Origin of the sequence: Paenibacillus sp. FSL K6-2859 (assembly GCF_038008265.1) — a bacterium.
Taxonomy (GTDB): Bacteria; Bacillota; Bacilli; order Paenibacillales; family Paenibacillaceae; genus Paenibacillus_AQ; species Paenibacillus_AQ nitricinens.
This window is the reverse complement of the sequence record NZ_JBBOYU010000002.1, coordinates 165,167-191,513: the sequence shown is the minus strand read 5'-3', so window position 1 is coordinate 191,513 and position 26,347 is coordinate 165,167. Positions and strand designations below refer to the sequence as shown.

Genomic DNA, 26,347 nt, shown 5'->3' with positions numbered 1-26,347 from the left:
TCGCTCCTTTTTTGTTGATCTGCTGCACGCTACTCCACGTACCTCTGGAGGCTTTCACTCTCATTTCTCGACGGGTCTATGCCCTTTCATTCCTTCGTTACGCCTATCCAGAGGGTGGAGGCCGGTATTCCTAACGGTACGGGTCTATGCCCTTTTGTTTAATGTAGTCCGGTACTCCGTGCAATCTTGAAATCCTGCGAATAAGCCAGTTTTCGTGCTGTTCGTGAAGCGATTAAGCAACCTGTTTCATAGGAAGAGCCCGATCCGGTTCATAAGCTTCACCGCTGCGTGCTATGGCAACTAGAATGCGAGCCAGCTTGCCGCAAAGCTTTATCACTGAGCGCATTGGCTTCATGCTTTTTGTCTTTACATTCACTTCGTGCTGACGTTTAAACGTTTCATCGTTCATAATGAGGGCCATGGTTGCCATGAACAGGGCATGCCGAAGCCTTGGTCTGCCACGTTTGCTGATGGACATCTGGCCCTTCCATTTACCAGAGCTCGCTTCAGCTAGGTTGAGACCGGCATGCCGTAACAATGCATTGCCATGTGCATAGCCGCTGAGATCGTCAGCTTCACCCAGAATGCCGGCGACAGACAAGATGCTCATCCCCTTTATTGCGAGTAGCGGCTTGGCCAGCGGAATACGGGCCAGGGCAGTCACCACTTCATCCTCGATTACCTGTAGCTGATCCATGGCCAGATCATATTCGGCCAGCAGCTGTTGTAGATGAAGCTTGTAGGCTTTCTCGGCATGCTTTGCACCGACCGAGCGAGCTGCCAGTGCCAGCAGCTCACCAGCTCTTCGTTCACCGCTGTGTCGTTTCATGACTGTTTTCCAGCCGTCGACCACCTGGCGAACGGTGAGCTTTTGAAGATCAGCAGGCGTTGGAAAGAGACGCAGTGTAGCGAGCGACCCGGAGCCAATGAGGTGTTTATATACCTGCCTCAGCTCTGGAAACACAATGTCGACCCAGCGATGGATCTGGTTCTTGACGCTGACAAGACGATGGACGATTGTCTCCCGGTTCGCCATGAGCACTCGCAGTTCTATGAATACTTCACTGGTTTCTTTAATAACCGTGTAGTAGCCGTTTTTCACCATGTCAGCGATAACCAAGGCATCCTTAATGTCGCTTTTGGAGGGAGTATTGTCGCGGTTTTCCTTGTTCTTTTTGACGAGATGAGGGTTTACTAATACGACCTCGAGGCTCCGGTCTTTGAGCCAGGCAGCGAGGCTGAGCCAGTAGTGGCCGGTTGGTTCCATACCGATGATGGTGTCGTTAAGTTCGTGCGTTTCCTGCATATCTTTCATCCACTCTAGCAGTTGGCTAAAGCCGGCATCGTTGTTGGAGAAGTGAAGCGGAGTGCCGAGCGTGATTCCACGGAAGTTGACAGCGCGAGCAACATGGGACTGCTGGGCGATGTCGATGCCGACGACAAGATGCTGTGTTGAAATGCGTTCGAGCAGTTGATTTTGTTTGGTTTGAGCTTTAAAATTCAAGATAGAGCGACCTTCTTATGATGGCTAAAGGGCTATGACCCGTGACTACCCCATCGTACCGGAGTCGCTCGTTTTTATGCAAAGCGCAAAATTAACGTTCTACAGGAATCCTAACGGGACAAGATAGTTCAATTAACGTCTTTTCATTAGGTGATTTCTTAAGATCAACAATCAGTTTACCAGCACCTTTATCATTAGTGTACTTTAAACCACAACTCCACAACGTCATGCAAAAATTAAACGTGAAAGGCCGTTCACAAGCGGTTGTCGAGCTGATCAAGCTTGGGGAGCTGAAAATATAGCTGGCTATGTCTTCGGAAGTGACGCGTTTAAGCCTTCTTTCGCCCTTTGGGGTGGGGGAGGTTTTTTGTTATGGAGGGAAGGACCGACACGTGTGTCGCTACCCTAGTACTTTTTATTGGACGGATTGTAATATGAAGTGCGACAGACATTAAGAGAAAGAAAATAACCTATGACTGATTCGTTTAGAATGAAGTTACCACACCACCTACACAAGGAGAATCAGAACATGAGCTACACTCATTTTAGCTTAATCGAACTTAGTCAGCTAGAAATATTGTATCGTATGGAATGGTCCAACCGAGAGATTGGCGAAAAGCTAGGGAGACACTATATGCAGCTTATAAGGAGCGTCGAGCATCTTCTAAGCCAAAGGGTCGCTTTAGTCCTGAGCTGGCAAGCGAACTGGAAGCTCAATTTCAGCAGACTTGGTCACCCGAGCAAATTGCCGAGCATAGAAGAGTAAATGGTAAATCATTCGAAGAGTACTAGCGATTTTATTATACTGAATATGAGGGTTCTCCTTTAATATACTTTTGATTGCCTCAATTTTATTTATGGTTTGACTGTTCATATTATCCAGATAAGTGCCACGATCTATTTTCCCATGATGCTTGTATCCATCAGTAATAATATTTTCGCACTCGTTTTTATAGTACTCCTCAGCTTTTTTTGATCTTTGTAATAATTCTTCTAGAGATAAATTAGACTGATTTTTAACATACTCCAAAACTGTTTAACAGCCTCAACCCCTTGTTCGAGGTCTCCATTGCTTTCGGTTAGTTTGTAATAACGTAGCAGAAAAGCTATATACCACCTGGTTCCTAAATACTCTCCAGATCTCAATCCCATTGAGGGACTTTGGAAATGGCTGAAAAGCGATATCATTCACAATGTGTTTTACGATAAAACGTAAAAATCCGACCCGCTGTCAGCCGAATTATAAATCGAAGCGTAAGTTATTGATCGAATGTTTTATTGCTCCCATAATTTTTTCTATATCAGAAAGACAATATAATTGTTATACTTTTGCATAGGAAAAATATCCCTGTGCTTTAAAAGACTAATTTGAGGTGAATAAATTTGTTAAGAAAATCAATTGTTTTTTTCATTATGTTATCCTTACTTATTACGTTTTATATGCCAGTGACTCAACAGACACATGCTGCTTCCAGTACTTTGACTTGGTCCAATGTGAACAAGAGCGCCGAAGCTAACAACTTGAATGATATCGTGGTTAATAGCCAACATATTTACGTTGCTGTTGGAGATGGAGGTACCATTCTTTCCTCTTCGGATAAAGCCCAATCCTGGCAGAGCACTTCCACAAGCACGATGAATAATCTGCGGACAGCAGCCACGAACGGAACCCGATTTGTTGTTGCCGGTGACGGCGGCAGCCTCCTTACTTCACAAAATGGACAATCCTGGGCATCGGGTAAACTAAACTTCTCCTTCAGCGTTAAAGAAAGTGTCAAAATAGATAACCCCAAATATTATGAAGACCAATATGCCATCAACTGGAATGCCAAAATCGAGCGGTCTGATTTACAAATCGCCAGTGTCCTCTGGGATGGGAAGCGTTTTGTAGCCCTTGGCGAATGGAAAAAAACCTTCTATCAGCGCAATACAGGAACGAACGGGGCTCAATTTCAAGTGGGAGGCAGTGTCCTTCTTACTTCGCCTGATGGCTTGAATTGGTCGCTCAAGAAGCTTGCAATTCCGCAAGATAATATAAAATTGCTGTATACCGGCAAGCAATATGCTGCCGTGTCGAAATTTACAGTATCCACTTCGAGCGATTTGTCCCTGTGGCAGACTACCAATTCGAAGCTCCCGAGTCAATTTACGGATATGGTCTATATTAATGGAAAGTATGTAGCTACCGGCTGGGACGGTCGTATAAGCGGGCCTACAGGAACTATACATACATCTACCGATGGGAAACAATGGACATCCGTATTAAAAAAAACATCGGACGCGGTAGGAAAAGAACCAGAACAATTTAAAGGATTAAATCCTTTGTCCAGTTTCTCCAATATAATTATGAATTCATTGGTCTGGGATGGTCATCAGTATGTAATTGCAGGATACAATGGTATGATTATGCGTTCGATGGATGGAGCATTTTGGTATAAATGGTCCGATTACAATTCTACCTTCCAGCCCTTTCAATTTAGCGACGCAACCGGGCGTCAGTCAAATCTGAATAAAATCATTTTCGACGGTAGCCAATATGTGATGGCGGGCAATAACGGAACGATCCTGACCTCCACGGATTTAAAAAGAGGAACTGTCGTCCGTGAACGGCCTTCAACAGATTTTAAATACATCGCCTTTAATGGACATGATCGTTATATTGCCGGTGGTGAGAATGGCCCTCTCTGGGAATCAGCCGACGGTTACAGTTGGAAGCCCTTCGATGAAAAAACTCTAAAATCGGATCTGCATTGGAGTGGAATCACGGCTATTAACGGTACGGCAATAGCTGTCGGCCAGGAACGCGATTACGCATACGTATTTGGCTATAAAGATGCGAAATATTACTATTCAACGGAACCCGGCGTTTGGGTCGAGCGTGAATTGCCGGTCAAAATTAAAACGATATACAGTACGGCAAGCATTAATAATGTTTTCTATATTTTTGGGGATAAAGGCTATATCACCTCGACAGATGGACTCAATTGGAGCAAACTGAAATCAACGGCACAAGTAATGAGTACAGTGGTCAGCAACGGAACCGTCATGATCGGACAAACCAACAATCCGGAGGTGCTCTATAGTTCTTCGGATGGGTCCAAATGGAACAAAATTTCCGTCACCCAAAATAATAAGAAATTCAACTTAAAGGCATCGCATTTGGTATGGAACGGCAAGCAATTTATAACTTTTAATGCATCGGCATTTACAGGCAATGACTCTGGGCATCCTGTAATAGCCACTTCCTCCAATGGAATCACATGGAATGTTAAAAATGCATCTTCTTCCGGTTCCTTTTACAGCCCTGTATCCTGGAATGGGCAAATCTATGTAACGGCGGGCAGAGACGGCAACCTTCAATATTCATCTGACGGGATCACTTTCAAAACCTCTCCAAAGGCGACCAAGCATCTAATATCCGCTATACTGTGGGATGGCCGCAAGTTTATTGCCGCAGGAGAGAATGCTACTATTCTGGTGACGGGCACTATCCCCGGGGCCAATGCGCTTCAGTACGAAGAGCAGAAAGAAAACTTCTATATTCATTTCGATTACGAGGCAGAGCAACAAGAAATCGCTGCCGCGGCGCTAGTTGAGGCCAAAGCGGTTGCAGAGCGAATGGCCGTTGTTCCAGAGATCGGCCTTAAGCACGGGTTCACAGTCTTACCAGACGCAGATATAGATTCAATCTACTGTTCGTTACAGGGATCAGATGATGTGGAAAATTCGGAATTCTTCAGCTACCAATCTTATGATGATGACAAATTTAAGAATCGTATCACAATTATTAGAATGTTATCCAGAGGTGCGGAAGATGTGATTTTTGACCTTACTCGCGATATTGTCGAAGCTCATACGGGCGCCTCTATGAATGAGCTCGAAGATTCCTTAAAACAACTGGTTTCAGAAAAGCCCACTAACAAAATCGAAACGCAAATTTCCGGAATCAATATGGAGTATGTGATTTATTTAAATCCCGATAGCGGACAATATGAGATTGATATCTGGTATTGACGTAAGCAGTTCACATCCGAAACAAATTAGAAGTAAATAGATGATGGCAACATCTTTTTACTTTCTGATCCTAATTTCCCTATCGAAATATTGATAGTTCTCAGTATGGTTTGCAGAATCCAGAAAATAAGACCCTTCACTCTACTGGATGGGTAAAGCCATCTAGAATAGAATCATAGATTAGACCACATCTCCAATGTCATGCAAAAATTAAACGTAAAAGGCCGTTCACAAGCGGTTGTCGAGCTGATCAAGCTTGGGGAGCTGAAAATATAGCTGGCCATGTCTTCGGAAGTGACGCGTTTAAGCCTTCTTTTACCCTTCGGGGTGGGGGGAGGTTTTTTGTTGTGTAGGAAAGAGCGATGTATGATTGTCGTTATCCTATTCTTTTTATTATGAATCTTTTAAATCACATGAATAATATTAATCTAACGGGCAGTTATGCGTAACTTCCAGGAAATGCAAACGTCTAAATAAAGTAAGGAACGAGGAGGCAGACATTTCATGGGAGGAACGAATGTATGGGATGCGGAGTGGGAGGTTAACGAAGAGCAGGCGCGGAAGCTGATCGGCAGACAATTCCCTCAGCTGTCATCGAAGCAAGTGAAGCGATTGGGCTGGGGCTGGGACAATACGGTTTTTCTCATCGGTGACGAGTACGTGTTCCGGTTTCCAAGAAGAACGATTGCAGTTGGCTCGATTCGTATGGAAGGGAAGCTGCTGCCGAAGCTGGAGGCATATATGACCATCCCCTATCCGAAACCGTTGTTTTATGGCGAAGCAAGTGACGAATACCCGGCACCATTTCTTGGCTATGCCTACGTGCCAGGAGTTTTCCCCATCGGTTTGACGGAAGAACGCCGGGCTTTATCGGCAGAGACGCTGGCGAAATTTTTGCGGAGATTGCATGAGTTTCCGGTGCAGGCGGCGCTGAAGTGCGGAGTTCAGCAAGATCATCGAAGCTTGACGGACATAACATCGCGCAAAGTGAAATTGGAGGGCTTTCTATCGAAGGTGGTTGAACACTTGTCACCGGAGGAGTCCGGTGTGATCGAAGTGTATATTAGCAGGCTGCAAACGGACCGTGTCGAGGCGGTGAATGCACTGCTACATGGCGATCTTCATTTCAAAAATATGCTTGTGAATGAGAACGGGATCGTTTCCGGCATCATTGATTGGGGCGATCTGAGCGTAGGCCATCCGGCTTGCGATTTGAGCGTTGCTTACAGCTTTTTACCACCTTACGCTCGCGGCGTGTTTTTCGAAACTTACGGAGGAGTGGACGAGGAAACGAAGCTGCTGGCGCGGCTGATCGCGGTATACATCCCCGTACTGATCTTGATGCAAGCGGTCGATGACGGGAATGAAGCGATTGCGGCAGAGGCGAAATCCAACATCATGCGGGCACTGTCGGATTAGGCTCATTATTTCGTTGCAGCTATGGGACTATGGCTATCGGCACCATTTTGTCGTTTAAAGGCCGCGATAAGGTACGATTCGCCTTCTCTGATGCCGCTTTATGTTGAGGAACACGAAATTCAACAGAGTAAGTCGTTGCGCTAACGGGATACGTTAGTTGAACGACAACAGCGGCAGTCTAAGACTTTATTTATCAAGTCTTGGTCCGCCGCTGCTTCTTTTAATTGATCAGTCTATAACTTACTTTTCAAAAGCTGACGATTCTTCAATTCAAAAACCGCGTTAAATCAACGACTCCAGTCTAATACTTTATTTTTACCGAACACGAGCAGTATCCAAAAGGCCGTGATGGTTTATTTCAGGATCAATTAACCCGATATGGTTATTCTATAAAAGAGGACATCACTTTTTATACTCGACAAGGCGAGTTCCATGGAATTAGCGGTTATTCAGACCCATGCGACTTAATCCTTGTTGAAGATGATGTTGCACAAGTAATCAAAGCATATGAGGAATAAGTGATTGCCATGTTGTTTAAAAGAGAGGATCCGTTAACGTTAAGTCATTGGTTAACTAATGTACTTATAAATGTTACGTATCTCAACCACAACGACTTTCTAGGTAAAAAGCATAAATGACCAGGCAATATAAGGTATCGAAAGATATGCCTACTCTATTGCCCCTTTTCATTGATTAGGATATAATTACCTCATTACGAAACACATTCATTTTCTCCGCTGTCTTATATTCAGCTGGAGAAGGAGCTGTTGTCTTTATTGACAACTTATAGAATATGCCTTGAGGTTGAAAAAGTATGACCATTTTTTTGGTTATGCCTTTTTTTCATTTCAAGGCTTTTTTTATTATGTCTAAAAACATGAAAAGGGGGGGATAGAGATGGACCATATGAAGAAATACTGGCCAAAAGAGCTGGAATGCATAAGAAAAGGCGTGAATCATCTTGATGGTTACGTCACAACGATTAGTCCTCATTACATGCAAGATCGTTATCATAATTCGGATTATCCGGATCGTGTGTTTGACGAACTTGATATCGTATGGGCAATTGCTAATGGTGAGATCGTCGAAGGGTACGATAGTGGCGAGAGAGGAAGAAATCCTGAACCGGAGCGGACCATTATCGGTCCTGCAGTATCCGGTAATTGGGCTGTCGTGATTATCTTGATGAAGACTGGTAATCAGTTCATCGTAAAAACAGTATTTCCTGTGGACAGGGAGCGTTACAGCAAATACATCCCTAAATCATGAGAGAAGAGGAATAGAAATGATGCCTGCTAAAGATGCAAACAAAGTACATGCCTTGCTTATCCTTACCTACATCGTAGGAACACTTGTCTTGATTAGTCGAGCAGTTTTTGGATAAAAATAGTGCATCTATTTTTTGTTGAATTTAGTAAACCATGATAAAATAAGGTCATAGGAGGGATGCTTTATGTCTCAATGTGGCCGGTGCAAAAAGGAGATCAATACTATGTTGATTACTAATAAACGTCAATTTGATGGAGGAACGTTAGTAGTAACTGATGTTCCAGTTCAAAAGTGCGAATGTGACGAACAAATGCTTCTTAATGATAGTGCTCTGATTGCGGGTTATGTAAGATTGCTCGTGGATCGCAGTATTATTGGAGAGATTACTGTATCCATGCAGGATCTAAAGCAGAAATTCACAATCCAAGATTTCCTGCCTAAAGAAGCTCAACAACATTAATTTTTTCCTAGGAGTTATAAATAGTACAGATGTTATTGAGGAACAACGATGTTGTTTTTCTAGATGATTCCTTTAGGAGTACATCATTTAGGATCATAACTAACGGACGTCCACGGCTTCTGTAATCCCTTTAGGGATGGAGACATGATATATACCTTATTGGTGTAACTCATGTATAAAAAATCAAATATGGATGGCATAAAGGAGGCTGCTACTGCGGTGTCCTTTTTTTTTGTGCCTAAAAAAGGGAGGATCTCCAGATGATTAAAAAGGTAATGATTCAAGACGACTTAGGTATCCTTTGCAGTGGGCTTGCGATTGTTGATCTGGATGGAAGCGACGTCTGCATTGACTTTGACGTTGTAAAACCACCTCAGACGAATGTGATTGTTGGCGGCCGAAAGAAGCGAATCTCTATGGAAGATGCGGATCAATTTGAAAGAGAATTGTTCGAACTCTTCACGTTTCATAACATACCGCTAAAGATCGGCACCTATGCCATTTCAGAGGAGATCAACCAATCGAACCGGAGGGTGGAAATAGAAATGAAACAACTGACGACAAAACGAGTTTGTCTCTTGGTCAATTTGGGAGGATTTGAAAAGCGGATGTCTGAAAACCTACTTACTGCTAAAACCTATGGTGAATTCGTTTACTCCCTTACTGGTGATGGTCTCGTCGATATAAATAAAGCTCAACTCGTTCCCGTGAATATAACGGCGCTTACACCGGCTGAGCTGCAAGTCTGGTCTTCTATGATCAACGATCAGCTAATAGAAGCGGGTTTTGATCCTGATAACACCATCATGCTGGCGGCTGGCCGCAATTATCGCGGTACGCTTCCACTTGGCATGAACATCGGGAACAATGTACGGATTGGGGCGTGAGTACGGAATGAAGCTTCGATATATTGCTTTTAAATGGCACGTAGAAGCACCGTTAGAATCGGTTGCAACTGTCCTGAAGCAAGTCAAGCTGACTCCTGGTAAAAAACAACGCTGGACCCGCTCCATAGGTACGCATTCACTCACCGTGGAGGCCCGGGTAAATATGTGTTCACCCGAACGTTCCTACTTTTGGATTCGTTTCGCTAATGAGCATGGGCCAACTGATAAGGAGTTACTAGCTCGAGTGCTATCCGATTGGTACTTTACGATGAGTCAGCACTTTGTGACTTCAGTTAATTGGATGCAGGTTGCTCTTGATATTGAACAGTTTCGCCAAATCTACGGATTTGTCGAGAGCAATCCAAGGATTTGGTCAAAAACGGAGAAACAACTGTATTTCTCGTTTTATCCCATTCTTGACCACTATTATTTTGAAGTCCGGAATGAGGATATTCGGAATTCGATCCCGCATCAGCGCTTTTCGCATTGGCTTGATGAATTGAAACATAATTTGAAAGGCCAGCAGAAGCCTGATGATCAAATCAGCTTCGATCTAGTTGTATAAATATCGCCCGCTGCGGCGCTTGAGAGGATGACTTATATTATGACACTAACTCCTCTGCAGGAGATCAATATTGAAACCTATTTACAATCCATGCCAGTGGATATTCAAGGGAATATTTCTGTTTGTACAGAAAAATGGTTGAAAGGGGAGACCGCTCATGGGTATCCGCATCCAGCGCAAGTTTGTGCGAATATCCAAGCTAGTAATGAGCGTCAACCTTTTCTAAGCGTTCAACAAGCCTTGAATCTGCAGCTGCTAAAAAGACATCTTCACCTGGCAGTGGCAGTGTAATTAGTTTTAGTTAAGCAAGAAGCTGGAGACCATAAAAATAATTTAATTTAAAGGAGGAAGCCCCGCTATGTTGTAATTAGGGGCTTCGCCCCAGTACATACATATGGGCAAAAAAACATGACTAAGGTACAACTGATGAAACTACAATTCGAGGCAGAAAGACGGAAAAAGCTGAAAGAATGCACAGTGATCGGAAAATTGCTCTCTAGAAGCTAGATTCCATGCCTTTAGGATGCCTATAAAAACCAATTTGTGAGGAGGAAAGCCCCGCTGCCATTGTGCATTGGGGCTTTTGCCCCTTCAATTGGCATGGGCGAAAAATATGTCTATTACAGAGACCAATCAATATGCGGTGCGTGAAGTTCGGAGTTCTTTTTATCAATCGTGCAATACCAACTCTCTGTCCACTAGAGATTTACTCGTACTAATCTTAGAGCCTTTGGTGAGAGACAGAAGTGTGTCAGTCTTGGTGGATCAAATTTTGGAAAAGGGTCTTAGTTATTTAGCTTCTCTTTCCGAATTTGAGCTGTCGGTATTGTTTGGTATTAATGAGCGTCAAAGTCTTCCGATCGTAGCCTTGTTTGAGTTTTCCCGCAGGGCACATGCAGTAAAAAAAGAGGAGATTACGATCATTCGTTCTCCACAGGATTGTTACGAGTACCTAGAAGATCTCAAATTCCTCGACAAAGAACATTTTGTTCTCCTATTTTTAGACACAAAGAACAAAGTGATTGGGAGAGAAACGATCTCCATAGGCACTATAAACACAGCTCTTGTTCATCCCAGAGAAGTGTTTAAAGCAGCCATCCGGCGCGGTGCAGTTTCCATCATTGGTGCACATAATCACCCATCTGGCGATGGTACACCATCTAAAGAAGATGTTGAACTAACGAAGAGATTAGTGGAAGCTGGTGAGCTTATTGGAATCGATCTACTCGATCATGTCATCATCGGGAGTCAATCCAATACAAGCATGAAAGAAAGAGGTCTTTTGTGAGAGAGGAATATAAAAATGTATCAGGCATATAAGATGAAACTGGTACTAACTCAGATCACTGGTTTCAAACTCTATGAAACGGAGCACTCCTTTTCTTTTGGAATGGGTAACCATATCACTGGTGATCGCGGACAGGGAAAGACTACCCTTAGCGAAGCCATCATATGGTGCCTGAAAGGGTGCGATTTAACGGGGAATGTAAAGGGAGTCAAGAAACGTTTGGCTAATCCCAATACTAAAGAAATGAAAGTCGTTACCACTTGGGAGTTTCATACCCTTGAAGGACTTCTTGTTAAGCATTCGTTCTGCCGTATTAGTACTGCCCGCTCCATGCGTCTATTTTTGGATGATGAAAAAGTTAGCCAAGATGATTTTGATGAATGGTTTGGAGAAACAGATACATTACTTAGTATCTTTCTTCCGGGGTATATCGGTGGAATCGGAGCGGCTAGGACGAACAATGTAGTTCTCTCCATGCTTCAAGCACAAGATGTCGCTCAAGTCATGAATAGTCTTCCAGTGGAGACTCAGGCACGTCTGAATATAGACGGATTGAGAGATCCACTCCAATATCTGCAGTCCTTAAAAAGTGAACTGAGTGAATGGAACGACTATATTCATGATACAGAAAAAGAAATAGCTCAACTGCTTCTCAAGAATGCGCTACAAGGGTCTTCTGCTGTCATCGAGGATGATGAGCGTAAAATGACGGATCTACGTCAACAAATTGAGAATCTTGAGCAGGAAGCGGGACCTGCATTTCCGGAACACGTCAATGTATGGGAACTGGAATCTAAAGAACTGCGAAAGCGATATGATGCAGAAGTTGCAAGCTGGGTAACGTTAAACAATACACCGATTAATGGTGGAGAGAGAGAATGTATTAATAGAAAATTTGAGCTAGATCAAATCGCAAATCGCTGTAATGATGTCCTAAATGAGGGGTTTGCCCTACGGAAGGATATAGACGCGAATCGTGCTCTTTACGAGGAAGAGAAGGCTGAATTTATAGCACGAACTGAGCAGGAGCTGCAGCAACTTCAATTTGATCTTCAGATGCTCGAGGCTAAAATAGAGCTAAAACAAAAGAACGGACATTCTATCAAAGATACCCCGCTACTTCAGAAACATTTAACTGATGCGAAAATACAAAGGGACTATCTTTTGCTAGAGGTCGATTCCGTACAAGAATTCATGCTCCGGTATGCTGAGATGCAAGTGATTGCATCAAATCGTGCGTTGACTCATACTGAGATCTTGTTTATTCCAAGACGTGGGAAAGAAGGGGACTATACTTTCCATTACCGCCTACGGTATGAAGAGAAAGAGTATTATTTACTATCCAGTGCTGATAAAAATCGAGTTTCGTTTGAGCTTGCAGATTTAGTGGCCATGACGCTAGGGATGATGATTCCTGTCTTTATTGACAACGGAGAATCTATTGAAGAAGTCATCGGAGAGCACACTCAGTTCTTTGTGACCTCTTACCTACCCCAAGCAGAATTGTCTCACGAAATCATTGTTGCATAGAAAGAAAAAACAAGGAGGATTACGGGCGTAATGCGACCGTAATCCTCTTCATTTGATATGGGGAGGTATTAGAAAATGTTAAATATTCTTATAGAAATGTTTGTACTTGTACTCTTGCTCATTCTCGCAATTCTCCTAGGAACTATGCTGTTTACGATTAAATCCATAGTATTCGGACGTTACTTAAACCGATACTTCGTGGTTAGTCGTAATGGAAAGGGGGCTTACTATCTTCATCATAGCCCCGCCTTTGGCTTTTACTATGCTACTAGGGAGAAATATTGCTTGCTACAGGAAGATTCTAAACGAAAGTTTAAAGCAAAATATCCGGATATCGAGTTGCACTCTGAAACATCGACCTTACAACGTTATTATGCAAAATTAGGTCTGATCGGAACTCCGGTACAGCAAAATAAAGTAGAGCGAGTAATCGGTATTGGAATGAACTACTTTCTCATTTTGATAAATCTCGCAAGTTACCGTAAACGCAATTCACAAGAATGGCAATTCATTCATCTCATGCGGCGGGTCAGAGAGAGTACTCCAATGCAGTATGTAATACTCAGCTTATATGAAGAAGTAAAAAAAGATGACGCGGGAGAATGATTTGAATCTTTTGTTCAAATTACTTAAAAATATAAAGGATGGTCCAGATGAATAAACTTTTCGGTACGACTCAAATTCATGCTTACTCACGAGCAGATAAGATCCAGGATGGCGGCTTAATCGACGTTTCAGAACCAGCTAGACAACTTGGTATAGTTTATCCTGTTGGAATTACGAGTGCGGTATGGACCGGAGTTATACAAGATATCGATGGAGATAAGCCCTTTGATATTAGAACACATGGAGCGTTGTGGAGATGCTTAAGCATGCTTGCTTCAGCTGCAAAAAATCCCACAACTAATGACCGCGAACTACTATTCTTCGTTCCTTTGGCTAATAAGCAGGGGAATATGGAGAATGTTCAGCTCAAAGCGATCATTGGCCCTGGAGATAACTTAGAAGCGGTAATTACTATTATGGAGCCTGAGGAGGATTAAAGATGCCTCAATACGAACAAATAGATCTACTCTGCTATTTAGATGATATGGAAGAGATGGCTACTGTGGAAGCGGATATAGAGAGGTCAGAAAGGCTTCTAGAAGTGAATGTGGAACGAAAGTTATCGAAGAAGGAGTGTTTAATAAAGTTCTGCTCCCGCTTCCTGAATCGATTGCAATCTTTCATCTTCTCTGTCCTTACTGCTCAATATCCGATTAAGCCATCCAATCCATCTTCAGACATAAAAAATATGAAATCAGAGGATGCTAGCATTTGTTTATCTAGTGCACGAATGAAGAAAACTATTCTGCTTGTGAAGCAGTGGTGTTCTCAAAGTGCATTACGTATTCTAAAGGGAGTAAAGCACCTGCAGATTCGCTTTCAGCAGAGATTAATCATTAAAGCTCCAGCAGCAAATCTAGTGAAAAACGCATAGAGAAGGATCTAGAGTCCTATCAGGGTGCATCATCAGGACAGCCGTTACCTATTCTCCGCGCACCTACCTTTTTTGGACTGATCCCTTGGGTGAACGTTTATACTGTCACTCGAGCATTTGGAGGATCAGAAGAAGGTGGATGGTATTATCGCCAGTATACGTGCGTTAAAAGCCAGCAAGTTTGGCTATGGGACGCTGAGGTAACGGAAGCGATGTTTCTGAGAACTTATGAAGGATTAGCATGGGGGCTGCTTTGTAAAGAAGCTGCCGGACAAGAAGTAGTTGTAAAAATTGAGACTAGAAGAGCTGCACTAGAGTACGCTGGGAAACCAGCTTATGATCCAGAGATCGTGGTAGAGAGTGCCTTACAGCGTTCTAAGCCATTGCCTATGAAGAAAACCTCTCCGAGTACGTTTAACTCAATTAATCATAAGAAGAATAGTAGTGTTCAACTGGTGCGTACCGCTCCTCTTGATGAAGAGCCGTGTGAACGATGTAAAGGTTCGGGGAGAACTCGATACATGAATATTCAGAACGGTATCTATTTTTTATGCGGCGGAAGCGGGGAAAAATCGAGACAAAAACAAGAGCTCTTAAATACGAAACCATCCTTTACGTAGTGATGGAAACGAATAAGCACCTATAACGAACGAAATAAAAGAAGAGGAGGTGACCTGACAGACTCCAGGATTAATTCCCTGGTCTTTGTTGGGTCAATAAATATGAACACTGAGATTCAAAAACAAATAGAAGCGTATGAGTTAGCCCGCTCCAAGTACTTAAAAAATATAAATAAGGAGGACTTGCGGAATTCCAGACTTCTCTGTGAGCCACAGATCCTTAGATTTGATGAGATGACTTCGGAAGAGCGAGATCATGTTATTACTGCAGAAGTAATGGGATGGGAGCCACATACGTTTGAGGTGCCAGCATTTTTATCTCATGTGCATTATTGTAGGGGTTCATTCAAACCTTCTCAAGACATGAATCATGCCCTGCAAGTATTTGAGTATACCCTTATCGCAGATAAGACTCGGCTAGTTCCTTGCGGTTCTGGTGCTGGGCTCTTTTGGAGTATCTACTATGATGATATTTATATTGGGGTTGGGAAAACACCACAGATGGCTATTTGTAAATATGCACTCGTTATTAATGATGTGCTACTGTGTAAAATTAATGCGGCATAAGCTGCCAGACATAGATTATTAAATACGTTATAAGACCGATCAGACTCAGTTGACCGGTCTTATTACTATCTATTTGTATAAGGATAAGGCTATGTTAAATCTTATTGTTGATTTCTGACCATAAGAAAACCGCCACGGAGAGTTTGTGTCGGCTGGCTTTCTTAAACATGGCTTGAATACGCCTCAGGGTAAGACGGCTACTTCGTTCCTGAAGCAGACTAAAATTAAGAAAACAGAAACTTTTCTCAAATTTTTACGTCTTATGTAATATCTATAAATTTTAATTGAGGTGGAGCATTTGATCAAAATAATAAAGTATATACTTGCAGGAATTGGTATCATTCTTGCCTATGGCGTGGGGGCTTGGCTTTATCAGAAAGGAAGTCAAGTTTTTTTCAATCAAACCATCCATGAAAGTGAATATAGAGGACTTGTTATTTCTTTTTTTAGCTTGTATTTACTCATTATGGTGCCTGCGATATTTTTAGGCGCTTATGTAATCAATGAAACATCATTAAATAATATATTTAAATGGCTTCTTACTGCCTTTATTTCCGTTATTGTAGGTCTTATATTCCCTTTACTATTCACTGCCGGACATGTATGGTCCCCTGAAGGACAGTTGTTGTTGTGCTTCTTCATGCCATCAGCGTTTATTCTAGGTTTTATTTATAATCTTCTGTTCTTCAAAAAAAATCTGCAAACTCATTAATTTAAAAATGGCCCTACAAGATGTCAATATCATTAAGATAACTCAAAGACAAGACTTAAATTAAACATGAATTCAAAACGGCACGGGGAGAAGCCCAGTGGCGTTTGCTCTTTTCGGGGAGCACATACATAAAAGAGCACAGTAAACAAGCGAATAGAATATTCGCTTAAAAAAATCTTCATGTGAACCCATGATTTTCCCTTTGAGCTTGGAACAATCAATCATCATGGCCAGCGTTCTTCCCTCGTTGCATAACCGTCGTTGCTGAACAAGGGTATCTACATAGATTCTGTTGCATAAGTCATATACTGCAATCAAATGTAAAAGTTTATACTTTTTGAGTTTAAGCGACATTGAAAATAAGTGTCCGTATCCACAAAGTCGGTAGCAATATTTAGATCAGAACCCTCAATAGCGAGTAATCGATCACCTCAGTCATGCTTGATATTCGTATAAGACACTGTAAATTCGTGGAACAAGGACTCTACAGCAGACGGGAGAATTTTATTTCTCTGCTGGATAAAAGCAGAAGTCGTTGCAGTGTTTACATCGTAACCCTGTGAATCCAAGAGTTCATTATATATGCTGTTACCTCCCATGGAGATGAGAAACTGCCTAACCGTCTCAAAGAGCAACATCTTCGTTCATGTAAAATCTTTATTGGGCTTTTTGACATAGGTGCTGGTGTGGGTGACATTTCTCGCATTAGTGATATTAGAGTTTCTTTTAAAGTATTCGCATACTCATTCATTGGCGTAGCCTCCTCATTTTTTAGGGGCTTCGGAATACATTTCTACCTTCTTGTCAAGCTCTATTTATTGTTACGTGCAAAAAAAAGCGCAGGCTATCTTTTTGATAACCTACGCTTTTCTTTAGTTTTAGGGCCTGTATCTTAACTTAATGATTTTGTACAAGATGTAGGGCCTTTTTTTATTATAAGATTTGTCGAGAGTTGTATACACCAGTAACATCCATTGGCGGCAACAAGGAGAGCTGATTTTTTCCGTGATCACGGGGATCGAAAAGATAGATATTTTGGTAACCGCCTGAATTGGCCTCAGCATACACTTCGTAAGCTGGGAAACCATCGTGGCTTCCCTGAATTGAGATGGTGCCATTTTTATAAACGTAGAGAGTAAATTCATAATCAATGTTACCGTTAAAGACATCTGGACTTGGAATGAAGGGATTGCCTACACTACATGAGCAAACAAACTTCATGTAATCGCTACTACTACCTGTCAAGCTTGCATCGGTTCGCGTGACAGTCAAACCTGCATCAGAAGCTTTTGCAGTGTGAGTCGTTGTGGTTAAAGTCGTATTATTAAAGTGATATGCAGTAGTTGTTCCGATATTCTTAAAGGAGGTCCAGCTTCCACCAGTATTCGTAAATTGTACATTTATCTGCTGTGCGGTACGAAAGTTTTCGGTGTTTGCAGTATTCTTGTCAAAACCTCGATTATCTCCTTTAAATGATACAACGTAGGCGGGTAAACCATACTGTACTGGAGAATCTACTTTGTCATGAGGGATAAATGTTACCAATCGAATGTTAAAGTTAACTGCCATATTAAAAAACTCCTTTTCTAAAATAAATTATTAGGCAAGGGGGTAAAATGAGAAGATTTGAGTACCCCTAATCAAACCTTCTATTCTTGCCTTCACTAAAATAGGAGTTTTAAAGGGTTAGAATACAACCGAGAAAATTTAATTTTTAAGCAATGCACTCAACGCTCTTAGTCGTTTATACCAATTATTCAAATACTGAAGCAATTCTTGCAAAAGAAACTTTCTAGTTCACTAAATCTGCAAAAGAATAAGTTGAATGATTTAAGTTGGTTACAGCAGTTCTCTATGCGACAGCATCTTTCGACCCGATTATTAATCAAAAGAAGACGGCACTAATTGCATTGTTGTTCAGTAATTTAACCAGTAGGGAAAGAATGGTTTGGATTATTAATAAGATAATCCCAGCTATGTAATACAGCGTCTTAACTATACATAAGCAATAAAAATGTAGATAAAATTAGGTTATCAGATTACAGTCTATTAATACTTTTTCAGACAAACGCCAACAAAAAAAATTTGTGGGAAATTTAATTAATAAGATGACAAAAAAGCCAAGCAAAAGAAACGTTGCTTGGCATTGAACTATATTGATGAATTCAACTAATGTTCTTCAGGAATTTCAAAAAATTGATTCAGTTGAATCTCCTTTTGTCCTAATGATGTGGATTGACCATTCGTTTCTATAAAACCATATGATGCTTCCATAATTGGAAGCATGAGATGATAATAAACAACTCTACTGTTAAAAGTGGGCAACTTTCCGTCCTGATTAATTATTTTATATGGTAAGAAGAATAGTTTGCTCGATGATTTAGTAGAAGTATCGATTTTTGAAGTCCAGAGTTCTTCGCTGTGATTACCAACTATTTCGAAATAGGAAATACCATTACCTCCTAAAATGAAGAATTGATTAGATTTTCCTTCCGGAAAGTAGTAGTCCTGATTTTGGCTATCATTGGATAAACTTAAATCTTTGAGCAGACTTACACGAGGATCATTGGTCCTGGAGATAACTTAGAAGCAATTATTACTATTATGGAGCCCGAGGAGGATTAAATATGCCTCAATACGAACAAATGGATCTTCTTAGCTATATAGAGGATATGGAAGCGATGGCTGCTGTAGAAGCGGACATAGCAAAGTCAGAAGGACTTTTGAAAGTGATCGTGAGACGAACATTTTCGGAAAAGGAGCGATTAATTGAGTTTTGCTCCCGCTCCCTGAATCGTTTGCAGTCATTCATCTTCTCTAGCCTTACTGTTCATTATCCGATTAAGCCAGCCGATCCATCTGCAGACCTTAAAAGTATGAAATCAAAAGAAACCGGCATTTGTTTATCTAGTGCACGAATGAACAAAACCATTCCAGCTGTGAAGCGGTGGAGGTCTCAGAGTGCATTACGTATCCAAAAGGGTTTAAAGAACCTGCAGATTCGCTTTCAGCAGAAATTAATGACTAAAGATGCAACAGTCTGCAAATCTAGCGAAAAACGCATAGAGAAGAACCTAGAGTCCTATCAAGAGGAATTATCAAGGCAGTCGTTACCTATTCTCCGCCCACCTACTTTTTTCGGACTTATCCCTTGGGTGAACGTGTATACTGTCACTCGGGCATTTGGAGGATCAGAAGAAGGTGGATGGTACTACCGCCAGTATACGTGCGTAAAAAGCCAGCAAGTTTGGCTTTGGGACGCTGAGGTAACGGAAGCGATGTTTCTGAGAACTTATGAAGGGTTAGCATGGGGTTTGCTCTGTAAAGAAGCAGCCGGACAAGAAGTGGTTGTGAGAATTGAGAGAAGAAGAGCTGCACTTCAGTACGCTGGGAAACCAGCTTATGATCCAGAGATCGTGGTGGAGAGTGCCGTGAAACTGACATCAAAAACTCAGAAAAACATAGTGCGGTCTACACCGTTGCCTATAATGAAACCTGCGTCGAGTACGTTCAGCTCAATTAGCCATAAGAAGAATAATAGTATTCAAATGGTGCGTACCGCTTCTCTTGATGAAGAGCCGTGTGAACGATGCAAAGGCTCGGGGAGAACTCGGTACCTTCATATTAAGAACGGAATCTGTTTTTTATGCGGCGGAAGCGGGGAAAAATCGAAACAAAAACAAGATATCATAAATACGGAACCATCTTTTACGTAGTGTTGGAAACGAATAATAACCTACGAGGAAAAAAATAGAAATAGAGGAGGTGACCTGACAAACACCTGGGTTAATTCCCTGGTCTTTGTTAGGTCAATAATTATGGACACTGAGATTCAAAAACAAATAGAAGCGTATGAGTTAGCCCGCTCCAAGTATCTAAAAAAAATAACAAAGGATGACTTGCGGAATTCCAGACTTCTCTGTGAGCCGCAGATCCTTAGATTTGATGGGATGACTTCAGAAGAGCGAGATCATGTCATTACTACAGAAGTAATGGGATGGGAGCCACATACGTTTGAGGTGCCGGCATTTTTATCTCACGAGCATTATTGTAGGGGCTCATTCAAACCTTCCCAAGACCTTGCAAGTATTTGAGTATACCCTTATCGCGGATAAGACTAGGCCTGTTCCTTGTGGTTCTGGAGCCGGAGTCTTTTGGAGTATTTACTATGAAGATTATATATTGGGGCTGGGAAAACACCGCAGATGGCTATTTGTAAATATGCACTCGTTATTAATGATGTGCTGCTATATAAAATAAATGCGGCATAATGAATTAAATGGCGCGATTATAAGACGATACTGCAAGACATTGAATATTTAATAGCTAATAAGACCGATCCGTTGATCGGTCTTATTTCTGTTTATATAAAAGAGGATAGGTAACGCGACGTTTGCGCTAATGTCAAATAAAGTATTAGACTGAAAAATAAAGTGTTAGACTCGGAAAATAAAGTTATAGACTAAGAAAATAAAGAATTGGACTGGTAACGTCCCATTACGCTATTCCAGCTAATAGCTTGTCAATATTTAATTATTAATGGCCGATTCCTGAAGTGGTATACTTAAAAAAAGATATGACAAATAACCGTCCCCTTCGGCACAGGAATATATTTCATCTTTTTCTATTTCATGCTCGATCCCCGGCTACCGCTATCTTACGACCATACAAAAAAAAGGTCGACCAGAAAGATCTGGTAACCTCATAATACGAACGGGCAGGATTACTCTTCTCCCTATGAAGACAGTAAGCATACCTGCCGCGGATAAAACGTACGCGAATTGAATAATATGATATATTCATTAAGTAGCTTTGATAGCAACTCTATGGATTGCTTAAAGCAAAAAAAGTTGTCCAGACCATCCCGGGCTACTTTTTTGGTATAATCAATAGAAGATTTAGACAATTGTGGGGGAAAAGGCATGAGTAATGAATACTATTTATTCCTGGATGAATCAAAGCCAAACGGGAGTAATATACATCATCTATGTTTGGCTGGGGTCATTATTAAAAAAGAAACATACGAAAATAAAGTTGTCCCTGAAGTCAGAGCGTTAAAACAGCGGATCTTTAATAATACAGATATCATACTTCATGAATCGGAAATCCGCGCGAGCCGGGATCTGCCGTATACTGTTTTTAGGCGGAGTGAGACAAGAGCAGAATTTTGGCAGGGGATGGACAACATCTTCCGGAATTATAATTTGACCACGCTTGGGGCTTCTATTCATATTAGCGATTTTAAATCTTATTATAATGACAGTGAGTTAAACGATGAATATTACATCGTGCTTCAGATCGTACTTGAAAACTTTGTGCATTTTTTAAGAAGCCATAATGCCAAAGGACAAGTCTATATCGAAGGCATTAACACGACTGATGATACTAGGCTCCGCAATACGTATCATAAGATTGTGGCCAATGGGACGTTATATTATAGCCCAAATGCTTTCCAGGATCGCTTGTTAAACATTAACTTTCTGATTAAAGCAGATAACAATATCGGTCTTCAATTAGCTGATTTTGTTCCAGGTACATTAAACCGCTCATGCAATGGATTAAGTCCGAAACAGCCATCCATCCATCCGTTGATCGATGCAGCTCTGTATGATGGCGGCCATGGCTTAAAACAACGCTTCGGATTTAAGGTCCTGCCCTAAGAATTTTTGTGGACGGTTGTTGACAAATGGTTTGTTTTCAATTAACATTAGGGTACATTCTAAGTGATGAGGTTTACGATAGTTTTCCTCACGCTAGAGCAGGATATGAGGGAATTACGATAGTTCTTCGCTCATTACGACGGAAATACCTTTACTGAATAGTTAAGGTATTTTTTTTGCCTAATTTTAGCACACAACATTAAGATAAAACTGGATATAATAATTAATGCGAATTACGATAGTTCTTCGCATAACATAAAGAGGACTGAATTATGAACATTCTTCGTCCTCGCAAACGTAAAAGAACGGCCCTTTCTGAATAGTCAGGGCCGTTTTTATGCAATGGTAGTCCGTTACGCTAACGGGACACTATAGTTTAATAGCATAAATTGTTGAGCAGGCCGAAGCCTGCTTATTTTATTGAACAGTTAAGCTGCTTGCTTAAGGGGCATACCTTTGTGTGGGATGTAAGCTTTTTTGTCTTGTGCAAACTAACTACTCTTTTACTGTCGGGTATTAAGTAAAATATTTTTTACCAAGCTCACGAATATATTTCCTATCAAAAACTTTGAAGCCATTACGATCGTAACGATTACAAGACCGATGACATTGCCAAGGTTTTGTTTTTTAACATCATTCATTCTGCAACACCTCTCTATTCCTCAAACGATAAATTCATAGGCTCGTCTAGAAGTTCACACATAAAATCGATATTCGTCGTAGGCACCTTGGTATCCACTTCCTCGAATTGAAGCCCATCTATCCAGACCTGTCCACTCCCGGACAACAGCACACCAAAAGCAATCGCGGCACTATTATCCGGCACATCCAGCACGATGCTGTAATGGTTCCACTCAGTATCTCCAATAATGGGGCGGTCACTCATGTTATCGAATTGCAGTACATCATGAAGAGCATCATCGACTCGCATCCAGAACCCACAAAACCCTCTCACTGCTTTTGTTTTGATAAACCCTGAGAGCTTTAGTCTTTTGCCCATATATTTGTCCGCTTTGAATTGCTGCATCATCGTTGCAAATTCGCCTTCCGTCGGTACCACTGTAACCGACTTTAAAAATCCGGACGCTCTCCCTTGATGGAAGGTTTCCCGGTCAATCCCCATCTGATAGTTGAAGGGGTGACTCCCGCTTAATTGCCATCCCTTTAATAATTGTTCATTTTTCATTTTCATTTCCTCCCTTTGCATCGTTAATTTGCCCATGATTTTGCGATACTGCCCTGGCGGTAATTGATAGTATTTCTTAAAAGAACGGGTGAACGATTCTTGGCTCTCAAAGTGATAATAAATGGCAATATCTATAATTCTTTCATCTGTGAACAGTAACATGTTGGACGAATTTGCAATTCTCCGAAATCGGATATATTCAGATACGCTCACGCCAACCTCTTGCTGAAAAATCCGATGGTAATGATACTTTGAAAACCCTGCAAACTTAGCCATACTCTCTAGTGACAATTCTTCGGGCAAATGCGTCTCTACATAGGCAATCGACTCTTGGATGATCGGACTGTAGCTCATGTTATAACCTCCTTAAGAATAAAATATCAGAAGCAACCGCTGCATATTTGATATATATTGCTTTGTTTCTCGGGTATATAAAGGATAACTCCATCCATATTATGGTGTTCATATAAAGATAGCAATAATGATCAAAAAGGTGTGGTGCAATGAATGTATATTTGAAGTAGAACGTAAAATTATTTTTCGGTAAGGAGTTAGATGCAATGAAATGGAAGGCGAATACCCTTAGTCTGCGTAGCTTGTTGTGCATGCCGCTCACTTTGATCATGCTTAGTACCTCGATAACATCAGCGGTTATCCCGGTCAAGACTGCATATGGGGAAGCAGCGGTGAATGAACAGCAAGTCAGAACAGCAAGATCGTATCAGGCTACTTTATCCGATTGGAAGCGTTGGGCCGCGGATCATGCTTATGCTTTACAGAGTATCCAACCGGAATCATGGTCTTCGAACGGAGGATCCATTGGGCAGGACAAATTTAGCGACCTTGATATATTGATCCCGTTGCTCGCTGATAAGCGAATCGTATATTTGGGAGAAAATTCACATGGTGTGGCCGAATTTAATCTAGTCAAAACTCGCCTCATTCAATACATGCACCAAACGCTAGGGTTTAACATTGTTGCATTTGAGAGTGGTTTGGGCGATGCAGCCCTTGGTCAAGGACGGATAAAAAAGACGGCGACTCCCGATACGATGAGGCGTTCCATTTTTGGCGTATGGTGGACGGAAGAGACGAAGCCGCTATTCGAATACATGAAGGAGACACATAAGAGCGAATCGCCTTTGCGACTGACGGGCTTCGATATTCAGGTGCAATCCCCGCTTTTTCAGAATGCGAACTGGATTCCAAGTATTAAGCTGAAGGACAGAGCGCTGCAAGCGGAACAAGAGGTTCATAAGTGGAGAATGAGCAAGGATCAAAGCGGATTCCGTAAGGCCAGGCCTGAGCTGATTAAGGTGTATGAAGAGCTATTGCAGGCCGTGACTAAGAATGAAAATGCGTTGAAGATGGACTATCCCGATGAGCCGCATATCGTCAAGTTAATGAAGCGAGCGCTAGAGGATCGAATTCGGGTTATTCAGGAATTTAATGAGCTGTGCATCCAATCCAATCTATTAACAGAACAAGGGGATTATAGCGGCGCTCAGTCCATGATGGAATGGCGCGATCGGGCGATGGCCAGCAACCTTGCATGGTTGGTGACAGAAGTTTATCCGGAAGAGAATATCATCGTATGGGGCCATAATGGCCATATCAGCAAAGCACAGTCTCTGATTTCCACCATGCCGAAGAGTATGGGAGAGCTTATGCCAAAGGAACTGCAACAGGAAAGCTACGTCATGGGTCTATTTATGGGCGAAGGACAAGCAGCCGAGAATACGAGGGAACCGATTCAGTTGAATCCGATTATTCCGGGGTCTATGGAAGATATTTTGGCGGCTGTAGAACAGCCATATACATTCATGGATTTACGCTATCGGGAAAATGAACGGGGAAATTCTTGGATGTTCGAACGGATGATAGCCTCTTATCAGGTGCAAATGCCGATGCCGTTAGAGCTACGACGGCATTTCGACGGCATCCTTCTCATCAAACAAGCGAAGATGCCGACATATTTGCCGGACACATATAAGTGAGAAGGAAACCGTTTTAAAAAAGTTATTCTTCTTAGATTTCAGGCTCAGCTTCGTATCCCTTCGGGACAAACCATTTTTTTGATTAAGACTCCTGAGCAGACAAATCTAAACTACATTGAAATAGGTGGAACGGAACAATGTGCACTTACCTTGGAAGTCAATGATTTTCACGGACTCTACAGCCAAATTGGCAATAACAAAAAATCCCGTCAACCATAATTGGTTGGCGGGATTTCGTTATTTCAGGTGGTCTTTTAAGATGTTTCCCAGTTCAGATGTGTATTTTGTCAGCCGGAGGCTAATTTCTGTCCGCATAACATCACGAGTTAATCCAAATCGTTCCTGATATCCTCGGCAAAAGATTTTGTAATATGTGATAAAATCATCTTGCTCATCCGCCAACATTTTGATATTCCGCTGCTTCAGCTCTTTCTGCAGTCGATAGGTATCCTGCATGATCCGGCACTGTATGGATTCTCCAGCCATTAAAAAGGTACGTTTAAGAATGTTGCTGGAGGGTTCGATCTCTTTCAGGCTCTTGCTAACCATAGCATCTATATAAGGAAGCAAAATGAGGTCTCGAACCATTGTGCGTTCCTCCGTAGTTATCATTTTATTTGGGTTCTCACGCTGCTGTTCCTCGTACTGCTCAACATGCTCGGTCATGATCATCTTCGTTTTCCATCTTTCGTTATTGTCCAGCTTGCTCATGCATACCCCTCCATTAACCGCCTCAAAAAATAAGAACATTTGTTTGTATTATAACCAAACATTCGTTCGTTAATCAATGTAAAAAAATTCATCAGTTTATGCTGACGGATTAGACGTGTGAGATTTCAACTAATATCTTAGAGCAAGATTGTCTTAGAAATAATTACAAGGAGGATAAACAGTACCAAGATTGCACCGGTAGATGTAAAGGCTTCTCCGATATCACCGCCAAAGCCAGCAACTTTTTCGCTCATTTCAAATAACCTCCTCTGTATTTGAGTACATTTTAGGATATTCAATTTACATTTATAAACTTCTGGCAGCACTGTAAGCAGAAGCTCTTGTATATACCTCCTTAAATTAAATAAAAAAGCACCAATAGATTCTAAACCATGAACGTTATTGCTCATGGTTTAAGAATTTATCGGTGCTTCCGAATTATTTAGCATATTTGATTTTTGATTGGAAATTGTTTACT

Annotated in this window: 24 protein-coding genes and 3 pseudogenes; 22 read left to right on the top strand and 5 right to left on the bottom strand. The window is 41.6% G+C overall.

The genetic code is table 11. The features are described from left to right. Nucleotides 1-232 precede the first annotated feature (232 nt). The gene (locus tag MHB64_RS31545) at nucleotides 233-1,504 is read right to left on the bottom strand and encodes an IS110 family transposase (RefSeq protein WP_341136279.1); all 1,272 of its coding nucleotides are present in this window, start codon (nucleotides 1,502-1,504) and stop codon (nucleotides 233-235) included. A 215-nt stretch (nucleotides 1,505-1,719) separates the two neighbouring features. On the opposite strand from MHB64_RS31545, the pseudogene MHB64_RS31540 reads away from it, so the two are divergent. The 19 genes and pseudogenes from MHB64_RS31540 to MHB64_RS31450 all read left to right on the top strand — a co-directional run. After that, nucleotides 1,720-1,806: pseudogene (locus tag MHB64_RS31540) on the top strand (helix-turn-helix domain-containing protein); the annotation flags it as partial. A 289-nt stretch (nucleotides 1,807-2,095) separates the two neighbouring features. Further along, entirely contained in the window at nucleotides 2,096-2,296 is a 201-nt protein-coding gene (locus tag MHB64_RS31535; protein WP_341136278.1) for a hypothetical protein, read from the top strand. Between the two features lie 328 nt (nucleotides 2,297-2,624). After that, a pseudogene (locus tag MHB64_RS31530) lies at nucleotides 2,625-2,708 on the top strand (transposase); the annotation flags it as partial. Nucleotides 2,709-2,887: 179 nt separating this feature from the next. Beyond that, nucleotides 2,888-5,518: a hypothetical protein gene (locus MHB64_RS31525; RefSeq protein WP_341136277.1), complete on the top strand. Its 2,631-nt coding sequence runs from the start codon at nucleotides 2,888-2,890 to the stop codon at nucleotides 5,516-5,518. Between the two features lie 183 nt (nucleotides 5,519-5,701). Next, a pseudogene (locus MHB64_RS31520) lies at nucleotides 5,702-5,794 on the top strand (LuxR C-terminal-related transcriptional regulator); the annotation flags it as partial. Nucleotides 5,795-6,022: 228 nt separating this feature from the next. Further along, nucleotides 6,023-6,937, top strand: a complete 915-nt coding sequence (locus MHB64_RS31515) for a phosphotransferase (protein ID WP_341136276.1) — start codon at nucleotides 6,023-6,025, stop codon at nucleotides 6,935-6,937. Nucleotides 6,938-7,834: 897 nt separating this feature from the next. After that, nucleotides 7,835-8,206, top strand: coding sequence for a DUF4258 domain-containing protein (locus MHB64_RS31510; protein ID WP_076316043.1), 372 nt, complete (start codon nucleotides 7,835-7,837; stop codon nucleotides 8,204-8,206). A gap of 223 nt (nucleotides 8,207-8,429) precedes the next feature. Continuing rightward, on the top strand, nucleotides 8,430-8,666 hold the full coding sequence (locus MHB64_RS31505; RefSeq protein WP_229696535.1) for a hypothetical protein: 237 nt from the start codon (nucleotides 8,430-8,432) through the stop codon (nucleotides 8,664-8,666). A gap of 260 nt (nucleotides 8,667-8,926) precedes the next feature. Continuing rightward, entirely contained in the window at nucleotides 8,927-9,553 is a 627-nt protein-coding gene (locus MHB64_RS31500; protein WP_341136275.1) for a hypothetical protein, read from the top strand. Further along, on the top strand, nucleotides 9,534-10,118 hold the full coding sequence (locus tag MHB64_RS31495) for a hypothetical protein (protein WP_341136274.1): 585 nt from the start codon (nucleotides 9,534-9,536) through the stop codon (nucleotides 10,116-10,118). Before MHB64_RS31500 ends, MHB64_RS31495 begins: the two co-directional genes overlap by 20 nt. A 39-nt stretch (nucleotides 10,119-10,157) precedes the next feature. Continuing rightward, nucleotides 10,158-10,409, top strand: coding sequence for a hypothetical protein (locus MHB64_RS31490; protein ID WP_076179572.1), 252 nt, complete (start codon nucleotides 10,158-10,160; stop codon nucleotides 10,407-10,409). Nucleotides 10,410-10,731: 322 nt separating this feature from the next. Beyond that, nucleotides 10,732-11,406: a RadC family protein gene (gene radC, locus MHB64_RS31485; protein WP_341136273.1), complete on the top strand. Its 675-nt coding sequence runs from the start codon at nucleotides 10,732-10,734 to the stop codon at nucleotides 11,404-11,406. A gap of 33 nt (nucleotides 11,407-11,439) precedes the next feature. Then, the gene (locus tag MHB64_RS31480) at nucleotides 11,440-12,936 is read left to right on the top strand and encodes an AAA family ATPase (protein ID WP_341136272.1); all 1,497 of its coding nucleotides are present in this window, start codon (nucleotides 11,440-11,442) and stop codon (nucleotides 12,934-12,936) included. 75 nt (nucleotides 12,937-13,011) lie between these two features. Next, entirely contained in the window at nucleotides 13,012-13,542 is a 531-nt protein-coding gene (locus tag MHB64_RS31475) for a hypothetical protein (RefSeq protein ID WP_341136271.1), read from the top strand. 47 nt (nucleotides 13,543-13,589) lie between these two features. Continuing rightward, complete coding sequence (locus tag MHB64_RS31470) at nucleotides 13,590-13,979, top strand: DUF6573 family protein (protein WP_341136270.1); 390 nt, start codon at nucleotides 13,590-13,592, stop codon at nucleotides 13,977-13,979. Between the two features lie 2 nt (nucleotides 13,980-13,981). Continuing rightward, nucleotides 13,982-14,416, top strand: a complete 435-nt coding sequence (locus MHB64_RS31465; RefSeq protein WP_341136269.1) for a hypothetical protein — start codon at nucleotides 13,982-13,984, stop codon at nucleotides 14,414-14,416. 89 nt (nucleotides 14,417-14,505) lie between these two features. Next, nucleotides 14,506-15,036, top strand: a complete 531-nt coding sequence (locus MHB64_RS31460) for a hypothetical protein (protein WP_341136268.1) — start codon at nucleotides 14,506-14,508, stop codon at nucleotides 15,034-15,036. A gap of 183 nt (nucleotides 15,037-15,219) precedes the next feature. Then, complete coding sequence (locus MHB64_RS31455) at nucleotides 15,220-15,603, top strand: BC1872 family protein (protein WP_341136267.1); 384 nt, start codon at nucleotides 15,220-15,222, stop codon at nucleotides 15,601-15,603. Between the two features lie 298 nt (nucleotides 15,604-15,901). Then, nucleotides 15,902-16,315: a hypothetical protein gene (locus MHB64_RS31450; RefSeq protein ID WP_341136266.1), complete on the top strand. Its 414-nt coding sequence runs from the start codon at nucleotides 15,902-15,904 to the stop codon at nucleotides 16,313-16,315. A 933-nt stretch (nucleotides 16,316-17,248) separates the two neighbouring features. On the opposite strand, the gene MHB64_RS31445 is transcribed toward MHB64_RS31450, so the two are convergent. Beyond that, the gene (locus tag MHB64_RS31445) at nucleotides 17,249-17,884 is read right to left on the bottom strand and encodes a DUF3238 domain-containing protein (protein WP_341136265.1); all 636 of its coding nucleotides are present in this window, start codon (nucleotides 17,882-17,884) and stop codon (nucleotides 17,249-17,251) included. Between the two features lie 1,058 nt (nucleotides 17,885-18,942). Here MHB64_RS31445 and MHB64_RS31440 point away from each other — a divergent pair. Both MHB64_RS31440 and MHB64_RS31435 read left to right on the top strand, forming a co-directional pair. Then, the gene (locus MHB64_RS31440) at nucleotides 18,943-20,031 is read left to right on the top strand and encodes a hypothetical protein (protein WP_341136264.1); all 1,089 of its coding nucleotides are present in this window, start codon (nucleotides 18,943-18,945) and stop codon (nucleotides 20,029-20,031) included. 1,206 nt (nucleotides 20,032-21,237) lie between these two features. Further along, entirely contained in the window at nucleotides 21,238-21,975 is a 738-nt protein-coding gene (locus tag MHB64_RS31435) for a DUF3800 domain-containing protein (protein WP_341061951.1), read from the top strand. 655 nt (nucleotides 21,976-22,630) lie between these two features. Here MHB64_RS31435 and MHB64_RS31430 read toward each other — a convergent pair. Then, the gene (locus tag MHB64_RS31430) at nucleotides 22,631-23,515 is read right to left on the bottom strand and encodes a helix-turn-helix transcriptional regulator (protein WP_341136263.1); all 885 of its coding nucleotides are present in this window, start codon (nucleotides 23,513-23,515) and stop codon (nucleotides 22,631-22,633) included. A 206-nt stretch (nucleotides 23,516-23,721) separates the two neighbouring features. Here MHB64_RS31430 and MHB64_RS31425 point away from each other — a divergent pair, with 206 nt between their 5' ends. Beyond that, complete coding sequence (locus MHB64_RS31425) at nucleotides 23,722-25,158, top strand: erythromycin esterase family protein (RefSeq protein ID WP_341136262.1); 1,437 nt, start codon at nucleotides 23,722-23,724, stop codon at nucleotides 25,156-25,158. A 237-nt stretch (nucleotides 25,159-25,395) separates the two neighbouring features. On the opposite strand, the gene MHB64_RS31420 is transcribed toward MHB64_RS31425, so the two are convergent. Then, the gene (locus MHB64_RS31420; protein ID WP_341136261.1) at nucleotides 25,396-25,869 is read right to left on the bottom strand and encodes a hypothetical protein; all 474 of its coding nucleotides are present in this window, start codon (nucleotides 25,867-25,869) and stop codon (nucleotides 25,396-25,398) included. Between the two features lie 137 nt (nucleotides 25,870-26,006). After that, a complete protein-coding gene (locus MHB64_RS31415; protein WP_341136260.1) occupies nucleotides 26,007-26,123 on the bottom strand; it encodes a YjcZ family sporulation protein in 117 nt (38 codons plus the stop codon). Nucleotides 26,124-26,347: the final 224 nt, after the last annotated feature.